Origin of the sequence: Alteromonas sp. BL110 (assembly GCF_003443615.1) — a bacterium.
Taxonomy (GTDB): domain Bacteria; phylum Pseudomonadota; class Gammaproteobacteria; order Enterobacterales; family Alteromonadaceae; genus Alteromonas.
Genome location: NZ_CP031967.1, coordinates 2722142 through 2734806 on the forward strand (window position 1 = coordinate 2722142; position 12665 = coordinate 2734806).

Genomic DNA, 12665 nt, shown 5'->3' on the forward strand with positions numbered 1-12665 from the left:
GAAGGGCTTATTCTTATAGGCCCTTCGAGCACATCCATTTACATTGAGTAAGTAAGACCTATGTAATAGGTTCTTCCACTTACCGTTGTGTTGTACAAACGGTCATCCGAATCGCTGTATTGCTCTTCGCGTTCATCAGAAAGGTTGATACCTTCTAGTGTCACCTTGAGGTTATCATTTACATTATAAAATGCTGAGAAGTCCCAGTAAGTGGTGCCGTGAAAGCCTGCCTCATCTTGATCGCTGCTCGACGTTTCAACCTGCGTTAAGTAGTCATCACGATAGGCTGCCGAAACGCGCATTCCCCAATTATCAGTCTCGTAATACAGCGTTGCATTGTAGATATTTTCAGACAATCCATAAAAGGGGCGGTAAACCTCCACGCTTTCACCGTCGAGTAAAATGTTGTGTAAAGATTCGCCATCAGAATATGTATAGTTAACAATAGCGCCAAGATTATCGAACGGTGCTGGCAGAAAATCGAAATCACGCTGGAACGCTATTTCCCAGCCTGAAAAGTCGCTTTCTGCTAGATTTTGAGGCTGTGAAAATGTGTACAGTGTATCTGGTGTTTGCGCATTTCCATTTTCGTCTACCATGCCTTCAATTAATGAAAGTGGATATCCTGTATCACCATAGGCTATTGGCGAAACATTAGTCGCGATAAAATTATCAATCTCTTTTTGGAAGTAAGTGATAGAGGCATAACCGACTTCATCAAAGTAGTACTCAACAGCTGCCTCCATATTGATTGTTTCAAAAGGCTGAAGACCAGGATTGCCTGCATTGATACTCAAACCACTTGAACCAAATAATGGGTCAGTATTTACCGTACCTGATACAGATAAGCTTCCCAGTGTAGGTCGCGTTACGTTTTTCCCTGCGCTCGCTCTTAGCACAAGGCTCTCAGTGGCATACCATGCAACATTTAGCGTGGGCAACAGTCCATCATAGTCCCTCTCTACAGTGACGTATTCACTACCATTTACTATGCCACTAGATTGAATATCGGTATCAAAATATCTTATACCAAAACTAGCTCTCAGCTCAGAATCGGGTAATAGCAAGTCATATTCATATGTCGCGTATAGCGCCGTGGTCTCTTCTGTGACTTCATTAGGCGCATCACTATACATAATGTCGCGGTCAACATTGAACTCGTTTAGCACAGCGCCAACGTCAGTACTTAACCAATCTTGTTTCTCGTGAACTGAGTTCACATAAACAAAATTAGGATTAATCACATCGCTTACTTCGCCACTTTGCCACTCACTTCTTAGTGCATTGCCGACTTGTTCTCTGTTGTTGCTGTGTTCAAACTTTTTAAAGGAGCCACCAAATTTCAAAGAAGCGTTATCAGATAGCAAGTAATCTGCATCAAGCTTAGCGATATCAAAGCTATTTTCTACTTCATCCTCCTGAAGGTCTATCTCGTGATAACGGTACTCATTGATATCTGTTGGATCAAATCCGTTGATGTAGGTGTTGTTACCATAAAAGCGGTCTTCTCTGTAGTCTATGGTCATATCCGCGAAAGATTCTAAGTAGACTTTTGCACTATTACTTTCGTATTCACTTTCCATATGCCCGAGTAAGCCTGAAACCGTAAATGCATCCGTTACACGCCACTGTGCGTTCAACACCAACTGTGAAATGTCTGTTGTTGCTTCTTGGTCGCGACTTTCTGAGTGCAGAGCGGTATTTTCCCACGACGAATATATAACTTCGTTGTTTTGGTTATATTCTATTTCAGTCAAGGCAGAGCAAAAATTGCGTGCCCCTTGATAGTCTGCACCTGTGCAGCCAAGTGCGGTAGAACTAGAACCTCTACTTTGTAAATGAAACTCTCCGCGATCGTTATCAAGTGTGCCGTATAGCGCATCAAGACCAAGTGAAAATGCATCAGACGGTCTGTATTGGAGCGCTAATGTAGCGCCAACCCTAGTTTGTTCACTATTAAATTGGGAGTATCTACTACCTCTTGAGAAACGCAGGTTGCCGCTATTTACAGCATCTTGATCTGCTGGTGATAGTGAAGATATGTCTGAGCCTTGGGCGTTGCGAGGTCGCCAACGATAGGTGTTATAACCTTGTTCAGCCGTATCACGCTTACTAAGTGCTAGTGATACAAGAGCACCGAAATCACCCCACGTGTTTGAAACTAAGGCTGCGACTCTCGGGGCTACGTCTTCGGTTAACGAATTATCGCCTGCTTGCGCACTGATTACACTTTTGAAGCCATCATAATCAAATGGCTTTGCGGTGTAGAGTTTCACTGTGCCGCCTATGCCGCCTTCATCCATTTCTGCAGAATAGCTCTTTTGAACGTCAATTTGGTTAAATAGCTCGGATGCAAAAATGTTAAAATCGAAAGAGCGAGATAGGTTAGTTGTACCTCTACTGTCCATTGCAGATGAGGATGTACCCAGTGCTTCCATGCCGTTTAATTGCACTTGAGTAAAATCTGCGTTTAGGCCTCGCAGAGATATCTGCCTACCTTCACCAGCTTCACGAGTTATGGTTACGCCCGGTATTCTCTGAATAGATTCCGCTAAATTGAGGCTCGGGAAGTCAGCGATATCTTCAGCAAGAATTGAATCTTGTGAACCTAGGGCGTCCTTTTTTAAATCTTTAGCCTTTATAAGTGAGCCTCGAAAACCACTTACCACAATCTGCTCTATCATTTCATCTTCTGTCTGCTGTGCTTGCGCAGTAAATTGCGTCATGCAGGTGGCTGATAGGACAGCTGTAGCTAAGAGTGTTTTTTTAAAGTTAGTATGCATGGGTTTACCTTTTATTTGATTAAATTTTGATGTGTAACAGCGTTAAATCTTTTCAAGCAGTTATTCTCGAAAGAAACTGAATAACTGCGATTAGTGGATTGCGGAGACTGGTTATAGAAGTCGCTAGAGATGAACTGAGCCCCACTGGCAAAAGCAGCATCTCTTTGCTCTCGCAAACTTTCTGTCGTAGCCGATAAATCAGCATCTGCGCGGGTTCTCACTAGGAAACCATCTTTGACTAGCATTTGAATTTCTTGCTGATGTTTAACTGGATCATTTCGAATGAATATTGCGGCAGCGTCGGAGTTTTTCGGTGCAGAGATAAACATGCTTCTATTTTTAAGCGTTAAACTCTGTTGGAGATATATCTCTTTTTGAGCTTCATTAGCATCGAATAAAAATAAGAATCTACCGCGAAGTGCATCAATACTTGGCCAGCCATTCTTTGTTATTGCTGCTCTTAAAGTGTGGTAACGACCTCGAACGAGATCTGGCGTAACTAACTTGCTTCCAAATAAACGCGCAATTTCATTGTCTAAGTGTTCATAATCTGAAATAGAAAAAATGGCGGGCGCCGCCTTATTAACAAACGTTGGCTGAGACTCTTTTGCATTTAAAAGAACGGTAATGGGGAAATGGTTAGGGTTCGCTTCTGACCACTCTAAAAGTTGTTTTGCGCAAAGCTGCAGGGTCGAGCAATGCGTCATTACATCGACGTGCGGAATATGTAGAACCTTAAATCCAGGTTCTGCCAAAATTTGACGTTCGCTCTTTGTAAACCAATTGCTATTGGAAAGCGTTTCTATTTCTGGTTTGTCATATTGATGTCCATTCAGATCGTTAACTACATCAATTTCAATTTGACGAATTCCCAAATTTAACTGTTCTTGAAGAGAAGGATGACTATAAGAAATCTTCTTTAAAAGTTCAGGTGACGTTTCTGCTAAGAACTGCTCTGCCTCTGGTGGTAGCGCCTTTTTGTAGCTATTGTGAGAACCAATAATTTGATACTGGTCCAGTGATTTCGCGCAAGATATAGCGCTAAAAACCAGAGTTAAAGAAAGTAAGAAATAACGCATAGATACACATTCAAAGACTATTTTGAAGGGTAGAGGGGAGTTGTTTGAAAAAGGGGACAGTAAATTTTTGCGAAGCTATAAACTTCACAAAAGTGTCATACAAAAACGCGTTTTAACGTGATTTTTCGTGAACCCCTGTCCCCATTAAGTGCTAAGCGTAGTTATTACTATTAGTTACTTGCTGAACAGGGCTGCGTTATGGGTAAAAATGAAAAGAGAACGAAAGAGATACCAGTTTTCAACGTTAGCGCGTTCAATGTAATGTCTAGCGGGTTGCTAGTTATTTGTTATTTTTTTGCACTTATCTCTACTAATGCCTTAGCCCAAAGTGAAATTGCGCAGGTAAAAATAGCCTTCATAGCAGATATCCATCTTCACGCACCTGAAGCCGCAGCAGCAACGCTTCCTAAAAATGCCTTGCCAAAAGACCCTGTAAGCCACGCTCCCATATTACTGAGAAGTATGCGGGCTCAACTGGGTTCTACTCGACTGTTTAATGAAAATATTATGGTGTTTAAAGAAGCGCTTGATGATGTGGTAGAAAGAAATATCAAGTTAGTAGCGCTACCGGGTGATTTTACAGACGACGGTCAGCCAGTAAATATCCTTGCATTAAAGGAAATACTAGACGAATACCGACATAAGTACGGACTACGGTTTTTCGCTATCAACGGAAACCACGACCCAGTCAGGCCTTTCACGCAACCAGGTGGTAAACGCGACTTTATAAATCGTGAAGGTGCAGAAATCAGTGTTATGAGCCCATTACATCAAGAGTGTATGTCTGAGAAAAGTGATTTTTGCTCAGAACTACTTAAAGAGTGGGGGTATAAAGAGATTGCACAATCACTATCTGAACATGGTTTCTTACCTTCGCCTGCAGACAAGTTGTTCGAAACGCCATTTAATACAGTGGATTTAGATGAGCGCCACTGGCAATGGTGCGATACAGAAAAATATTGTGTGGACATGCCCGATATGAGCTATTTGGTAGAGCCAGTGGAAGGCCTTTGGCTCTTGGCGATAGATGCCAATGTTTACAGGCCGAAAGGCAGTTTGAAGGACATGCAGTTTTATGGGTCTAGCAATGCTGGCTACAACGCGCTAGTAAAGTACAAGCCAAAACTGTTGGATTGGATTAAAGATGTTGTTGTGCGCGCTAAAAAGCAGAACAAAAAATTAGTCAGTTATAGCCATTTTCCCATGGCTGAATTCTCAGACCAACAAACACAAAGTATTGCGGAACTACTTGGCGAAAATTCACTGCAAATTTCACGTCAACCAAGTGAAGATACTACAGCTGTGCTAGCGGCAACAGGTTTGAAACTGCATCTTGGCGGTCACATGCATCTTTTTGATGTAAGCCAATCATCAAAGCACGGTTTAATAAATGTTCAGCTGCCATCTTTGGCTGCTTACCAGCCTGGCTATTCAATAGTGACGGTTAATGTAGAAGGAAAATCACTCGTAGAAACAGTCATCGTTCGTGAGGTTAAGAATTTTTCAAAATGGTTTTCGATTTACGAAAAGGAGTGGGGCTTTCTTCATAGAAGTCAGCAAGCCACTTGGGACAACAGTATTTTGTCGTCAGAAAATTATTTGGATTTCACCGACCAGCATTTACAGCAAGTGGTCAACGGTAGATATTTAGATGAGTGGCCTTCAGACATAGTAGAGCAACTCTCGTCAAATACGGTAAAAGAGATCGTTGATCTCTGCCATTGCGCTTCAAGTTTCAAGAGTACAGATTATAGTAGTGAATTTAATGCGACAACGCTTATTATAGACTTCTACAGAGCAAGAAATGCGGGAAGTTTTGCCCGTTTAGCTTTACCCCATAACTTCTATGAAGAACTTTCGTTCTGCTTAAAAAAACAAGCTCTCATAAAAACTTCACACCTTTCAGAAGACATAAACAGACTTGGAAAAGCACTGGCTTTAATAACTAGCACGGTCTTGGCGGCGCGTTTGGACAAAGCTGTTGTTAAACTTTCACTATAAATAATTACCCTTGAGCAACTGACTTGGGAACAAGCAGAATCCCATTATAAAACTAGCATAATGATTAAAATGTTTAGAAAAGCCTGGTCAACTTACAGCGCAATAATACTATCTGTAGCAAGAACTTTTTTGCAGACACAGAAAAACCAACTGGAAAGTTGGTTTAATGTTTGGTACCAGTGGGCGGACTTCGATTGGTCGCCACGCGATGGACCGACACTCTACCGACACGCTCGCGTGTCGATTCGCTGAACTTCAGACACAAAAAAACCGACTCAAGGGTCGGTTTCAGTATCTGCTTCAAAAAGAAGAGATGGTACCAGTGGGCGGACTTGAACCGCCACGCTATCGCTAGCAGCGGATTTTGAATCCGCCATGTCTACCAATTCCATCACACTGGCATTGTGTATAGATATCAACGTGGTGTTGATGCTTGGCATTATAGCGATGCATCGCGCCTATACAACAGTTTTTTGTGCTTTTTATGGTTAAGTGCCGAAAGATTGTCCAAAAGAGGGGGCGAATCTATTTTTCTCATTAGTAACTAGGTTCTTCTACTCAGGTTAGGCTGTTTGTTTTATTGCTATAGCGGTGTCAATTAAAGTTAGCGATTTTTCAGCTCTATTCTTACTTCCTAAAAAAGCCGTCCCTGGCTTTACGGTTGACACTGGTTATGTGCTAACAAATTCCTATCATCTGATATGTGTCATTGGTCTATCAATAAGTCATCAAATGTAGAGTCGTCAGCATCTTGGGTGAACTCTCGTCCATTTATTGGTAATGGTTCGTCCGTTGGCGCTTGATTAAAGGCATCACGGGTATAGCTAGAGAACGATACCTGCTGAGCTTCTATGGTTACGCTAACGGTAGCGGTAACTTCTGGGTTTACGCCGTCAGAAACAGTAAACGTAAAGCTATCGCTTCCTGTTACCTGAGCATTTGGCGTGTAAGTGAAGCTGCCATCTGCATTAACTTCAGCATTCCCTAAGCTACCGTTTTCGCCAAGGCCAAAAGTTAGCGCGTCACCATCTTCATCGGTTGCTGTCAAAGTGCCATCAAACGCAATATCCGCTTGCGTCGTCAGCATTTCATCAACGGCGACGGGCGCTACATTTTCTTTAGGAGCTTGATAGTCGTTGTCGTCGTCACTGTCGAAACAACCTGAAAGTGCTAACACCAATCCTGAAGCAATCCACATACGGTGTTGTTGACGCTTTACTGACGTTTGCTTGTTAGGCGCAGTATTATCACTTTGCTTGTTTAATAACCTAATTTTCGTTGACATGATGGGTCTCCTTATTCAGAGCCAGCAAGTGGTGTTTTTAGGTATGGAAATGACGTATTAATCATACTTGCATCTACAGGCGCGCCATCAGTGAATGGTACATTACCTACACTCGCGTCCTCTGGTGCACAAAGGCCAAGGTCCGTGTCTTCGCCAGCAACCGGGATGGGGTAGCACAAGCGGCCCATCACTACGCGAAGGGCAATATCAACCACGTCATCACCGGGGCGGCGGCCATTCGGGAAGCCCGCTAAGTCATCGCCTGCCACACCGAATGTAGACTGGGATTCGGCAGGTGTCGCCGGAATTCCCGTGTTTAAGCGCAGCATTTCAGACGCTGTAACCGTTGCTTGCTGGTTAACACCTGGGAAGCCAGTAAGGAAGGCTGTGACTAAGTCCATACGCGGGAAGTTAGTTGGCGCAAGTGTCTCAATATCAGTACCCAGTGTAGTATTCACTGCATCTTTAAACAGAATGTTTAGTAGTTCTGGCAAAGAAGGGTGGGTTACATAATCAGCGAATTGACCGTCTGCACTTGGATGAGAGCTAGAAAATTTATCTTTATCCCCGATACCAATAACAAGCTCGTTAACTAGCGGGCTACCTAATCGAGACACTTGTGTCATTGCACCGCCGTTGGTTTCAGGTTTCGCGAAAGTGGCATCTGGGTTAAGAATGCGTGCCTGGGGCAAACTTGCCGTGGTCCAGCTACCAATTACGCCATTGCCTTCTCCGGTAACACATGTCTTTGGTACTTCAATGGATAACGCTGTGACGTTTTTATCAACTAAATCATCATTCATCGCGCTTTGCGTAATGCCGCCAGGGAAGCCTTCGCCATCGCCTGCACCCGGTGCGCTGTCGCCTTCAACAGGTACATAGTTTACTAGGTCAAATGTTTTGCCTAGGTTAACGACGAAGGGGTCTTTTCGCTGGCCAACAAACACTTTAGCCATATCATCGCAGCCAGGGATGCTGAATGAGTAAATGAAGCTTTCAGCATAGCGCGCGTATTCAGTTTCACTGGTAAAAGTTTTATTACCAATGTAATCAAGGGGCTTTTTGAACATGTCGCCCATTGCCGGGGTAAGCGCGGTGCGCGTGCCCGTTTGCATGTCGCCGCTTACCATGGTGAGACTATACATTTCTGAGAAGTTTGCTGCGCTTGAATCATCTGCGCTGATTCCGCCTATATTTTTAAGCGGCACTTTCACCATTTTTTGCTCGCCTTCAGGGCCAATTGGCAAAGCAATGCCTTCGTTATCGGCAGCAAGCATATTGTTAAATTGGAAAACAAAGCTTAAGTCTTCAACCGCGTCGCCATCGCTGTCGATATGAATGGCGTAGTGCGCGTTCGGATCCATCGCAAAATAATTAGGACCGCCGTACGCATCCTGCAGTGGAATGTAGTTTGCGATGAAAGTCACATAGTCTTCACGGCCCTGTTCATAGCTGTTAAAAGCATAAAAGTCGGTGCTATCTAACGCTGGGTGACGAGTAATATTAGGTGCTTCTCGGTGACTTGATGCAATTGCGCCCGCTGTGACGGCGGCGCATGTCAGCGCAACGGCTACAGATAAAGTTTTGCGTTTGAATTGGATCATGTTGGGTCTCTCTGTTTTTATGAGTTCAAAAGACCAAACGACTGAGGTTTCAGCTTGGATGCAAAAATGTTTAAAGAATTGAAATAAAGTTTTTGCTAAGTGTTAAAAATGGGGCGAGATGGAAAACGAATAGTGAAAAAGTGGTAGAAGTAGAAGGAGCGGGAGCGGGAGCATTTAGAGATCACCGAGAAAACTCAGAAAGAGCTAATGAAGAGCTCAGAGATAAGAAAAAGGCCACGAATGGTGGCCTTTTGATAAAAAGTTTAGTTCCTAAAATTACACAGACACAATGGGTGCTATGTAAAGTACTTCGGTCGGTGCACCCGTTACCGAGCCACCAGGCGCTTCTAAGCTCACTGCCAATGCCATGATACTCTGGTCTAGCAATATATCTGGTGTTGCCCTTGTATCTCCATTCGCTTCAGGCATCAGGCCAAGTGAAATTGGCGCTTCGCCGTTAGCGGGTACCATCCAAAGCTCATAGTCTTTGTCGGCCAACGCCACGAAAGCATCGGTAACCTTAACACTCATGGTTGTGTCAGAAACCTCTATTACCCACAAAGGGGCATTGTCCGCATTGTTAACGACGGCGATACGAGAGATGTCTGGTGCAGGCACAGGTTGCATAACGAAAAGCAATACAGCCAATACCATTGCAGCTGCTGTAGATATGAACGATAAGCTTTTCCAGCGTTTCTGCTTCTGATGTTCAAAATCAACAATGTTTCCGCTATATGGCGTAGTATCGGCGACATTATTCGCAAACGCTGTGTCGTTTGCCGCTTTATGGCCCAGTTTTGTTTGGATATTTTCCCACACAGCGTCGGGCGGTGTCACCGGAGGCAAGGTTTCTGCAAACCCCGTTAAGTATTGCTCCCACTGCGACGTAGCATCGCTCACAGCCTGATACTGCATCATTAACTTTTGATAGCGGGTGCGCGCTTTACCGCGAAGCGTTCCAACCACATACTCTGCGGCGAGGGCGTTTAATCGCTCTTCTTTTAAATAATTCATAGTGATAGGCACCTCTGCAAGCTTTGCAAACCCCGTCTTATCCAGCTTTTAATGGTTCCAAGTGGTGATGCCAAATGAGTAACAACCTCTTGATGCGACATACCGTTGACATAGGCAAGATGAATAGCCTGACGCTGCGGGCCGTCCAACTCATCTAAACATGAGGCTAGCTTAGCCTGCTCCGCACCAAGTTTTATTGTTTGTGTACTCTCGACATCTGCTGGCGCGTCATCGTTTAGCTCAACTTCATTTCGCACATTGTGATAGCGAATCAAATCTAGCGCTCGGTAGCGAGCAATACTGATCATCCAAGTAAGGACAGTGCCTTTCCCTCGTTGATAGTTGCCGGCGTTATGCCAAATTTTTATGTAGGCATCTTGTGTGGCTTCGTCAGCTAGTTCGGGCCGTTTTAAAAGCCTTAAAGCAACAGCATAAAGCTGACCACTTGTTAGTTCATAAAGCTTTGCGAAAGCTTCTTTATTTCCCTCTGCTGTTTCACACAGCAAAGGAAACAAGGTTTCGTGTTCCATAGATGCTCCTATTATTATCATTATGGCGCGACCATTTGTGTGTTGCTTTTAAATATTAGGTGGCTACTTTTTAAAGTAGCATGCTTTATGCACAACTGCCTGAATGTTGCTCAGTTGGGTCCGACGGTTCCTTAGCAGCCAGTAAACAAAACCTTGCTGTTCTAGTATTTCAACGAAACCGTAAGACGAACATTTCTTGGCTCGACAGGGTGATAATGCAAATCTTCAATTCCCTCTTCTGGCTCATCGGGCAGCCTAGATGTGTAAAAATAATCAATGTCATGATCGTCGCTATCCAAAACGTTGAGCACTTCTAATGTTACGTCCCATGAGGGCTGACGATACGCAACTTGAGCATTGATTAAAAACGTTGATGGCGGTGAAATTTCATCGAAGCTTTCTACCGTGCGAGAGCTTAAGTAGCGGCCTCTTAAGGTATAGCTTAAGCCTAGTTTGTTACTTTTTTGATAGTAGGTTAGCCCTGCACTGATTACTCCCGGCACTGTACCGTCTATATGACGACCTTCGCCCTCAACACTGTCACTAAATCGTGCTTTCGTCCAAGCAGCTTCAATGTCGGTCGTCAGGTGGTGGCTTATCCAGTAGTAGGCACTTACTTCGATACCGTGCCTTTCAGACGGGCGGCTAGCCTCGGTAAAACCGGCGTCGCCCACATATACCAGTTCGCTATCAAGCTCTAAGCGCCACAGCGCCGCAGATAGGTTGTAAGTTTTGTTGTCGGTATAATTAACACCCGCTTCATAGCCAAGACTTTTTACCAGTAAAGGCGCTGGTTCGGTAGCGTCACCGCTTACCGGGTCTATACTAATGGTCGCCCCTCGAGCATCGTTAGAATGAAAGCCCTGACCAATATTGGCAAACGCGGTAAGTTCGTCAGAAACGCTATATTTCAAGCCTGCCTTGAGTGTGAACAAGCCATCGCTTTCACTACCTGAATTAGCTTCAAGGTCACTTGTTACATCAATATCTAAATAATCGTATCGACCACCTAGTGACAGGCTCAATGCGTCACTTAATACAATGTTTGACTGAGCAAAAAGCGCATAGCTATTGCTGTCTATTTCGTCTTCTCGGACAGTACCAAAGCGGGTTAAGTTTTGGGTGCGATATAAGCCTACATTATCGATATCGTCAAAACGCCACTGACCGCCAAGGGTAATACTGCTCCCGTTTGTAATGGCTAAGGGCAGGGTAGTGAATATTTCGCCGCCATAGATTTTTCTGTCATCAGCTTGTTCAAACCGATCACCTCGCTCAGGGTTATCAAGGAAATAGGTGAAATTTGAAAACAAACTAAGCTCAGTGTCTATGGCATAAAGCGAAGCATTCCATGAATCACTGGTGTAGTTTGCAGATAAACTATACCGAGCAGATTCACCGCCAATTTGGGTGTCGATAGAGCCAAGTCGGTCTATTAAGCCGCCTTGGATAGCGCGTTCTGGAACTTGGTCAGCGCCATTCCAGCTATTGTCGTAAGCCATCCCTGTTACAGAGAGTTGGCCGTCAAGCAAGGGTGTTATATAACGGATGTGTGCGTTTTTCTTTTTTACGTCTTCGTTAACGTCAGTCCAGGGGCCATCATAGGTTTGATATTCGAGCGCCGAAATAACGCGGCTTTCTCCAGCTTCAAAATGGTTTAATGCAACGGCGCGCTTAAACCCATATTCTCCTAAGCCTAAGAACAACTGGTTGTGTTCAAGAGAGTCGCGCAAGTTAAAGAACGCGCCACCAGCGCTAGAAAAATCGCCGATGTTGGCGTAATACGTACCTTTAAAATAGCTAAGGTTGTCGATAAATTCAGGAATAATAAAGTTAAGGTCACTGTAGCCTTGACCGTGACCATGGCTTCGCATATTTACCGGCATCCCATCTACGCTCACCGTGAAGTCAGTACCATGGTCAAGGTTAAATCCACGCAGGAAGTACTGATTAGCTTTGCCCGAACCGCTATGCTGGGTCACCATCATGCCTGGGATAAATTCCAGTATTTCACCGGCGCGAAGCATAGGGCGCTCAATCAATGTGTCACCAGACACCCAGCCCTGCGAAGCAGAGATAAACTCTCCGTCTTTTACCGTCGAATCACCACGTACCCGAATGTGCTCAATATCACTTTCTGGGTCATCTAGTGCCAAAGCGGGTGCAATAGTAAATGCAAGTGAGCTTGCTATAAGTGTTTTTACTAAAGTTATTTTTGTCACCGTAATTTACTTCCATCATCCGTTTGTAAGTGTAATAACGGTTAACTATTACGGTTAGATGCAAAAAACCGTAAATTTTATCGAAGGCAAATCGGGAGGTTACAGCTTCATTAAAAGACAGTAAGTGTCATTTATGTTGTTTAAGCT

At 44.1% G+C, this 12665-nt stretch carries 8 protein-coding genes and 1 tRNA gene; 1 reads left to right on the forward strand and 8 read right to left on the reverse strand.

Going from position 1 to position 12665, the window contains the following annotated elements; translation table 11 throughout:
• Positions 1–38 precede the first annotated feature (38 nt).
• On the reverse strand, positions 39–2783 hold the full coding sequence (locus tag D1814_RS11750; protein WP_118492456.1) for a TonB-dependent receptor: 2745 nt from the start codon (positions 2781–2783) through the stop codon (positions 39–41).
• A gap of 11 nt (positions 2784–2794) precedes the next feature.
• Positions 2795–3862 (reverse strand): Ca2+-dependent phosphoinositide-specific phospholipase C, encoded by a 1068-nt coding sequence (locus tag D1814_RS11755; RefSeq protein ID WP_118492458.1) that lies wholly within the window; start codon positions 3860–3862, stop codon positions 2795–2797.
• A gap of 198 nt (positions 3863–4060) precedes the next feature.
• On the opposite strand from D1814_RS11755, the gene D1814_RS11760 reads away from it, so the two are divergent.
• Positions 4061–5863: a metallophosphoesterase gene (locus tag D1814_RS11760; protein ID WP_118492460.1), complete on the forward strand. Its 1803-nt coding sequence runs from the start codon at positions 4061–4063 to the stop codon at positions 5861–5863.
• Between the two features lie 314 nt (positions 5864–6177).
• Here the strand turns inward: D1814_RS11760 and D1814_RS11765 are convergent.
• The 6 genes from D1814_RS11765 to D1814_RS11790 all read right to left on the reverse strand — a co-directional run bounded on the left by D1814_RS11765 (position 6178) and on the right by D1814_RS11790 (position 12518).
• Positions 6178–6264 (reverse strand) — tRNA-Leu (locus D1814_RS11765).
• A 305-nt stretch (positions 6265–6569) separates the two neighbouring features.
• Entirely contained in the window at positions 6570–7148 is a 579-nt protein-coding gene (locus D1814_RS11770; protein WP_118492462.1) for an Ig-like domain-containing protein, read from the reverse strand.
• A gap of 11 nt (positions 7149–7159) precedes the next feature.
• Positions 7160–8752 (reverse strand): DUF4331 domain-containing protein, encoded by a 1593-nt coding sequence (locus D1814_RS11775; RefSeq protein WP_118492464.1) that lies wholly within the window; start codon positions 8750–8752, stop codon positions 7160–7162.
• Between the two features lie 276 nt (positions 8753–9028).
• Positions 9029–9766, reverse strand: coding sequence for an anti-sigma factor (locus D1814_RS11780; RefSeq protein WP_118492466.1), 738 nt, complete (start codon positions 9764–9766; stop codon positions 9029–9031).
• A complete protein-coding gene (locus D1814_RS11785) occupies positions 9763–10296 on the reverse strand; it encodes a sigma-70 family RNA polymerase sigma factor (RefSeq protein ID WP_118492468.1) in 534 nt (177 codons plus the stop codon). Before D1814_RS11785 ends, D1814_RS11780 begins: the two co-directional genes overlap by 4 nt.
• Before the next feature lie 161 nt (positions 10297–10457).
• Positions 10458–12518, reverse strand: a complete 2061-nt coding sequence (locus D1814_RS11790; protein WP_118492470.1) for a TonB-dependent receptor — start codon at positions 12516–12518, stop codon at positions 10458–10460.
• Between the last annotated feature and the right edge of the window lie 147 nt (positions 12519–12665).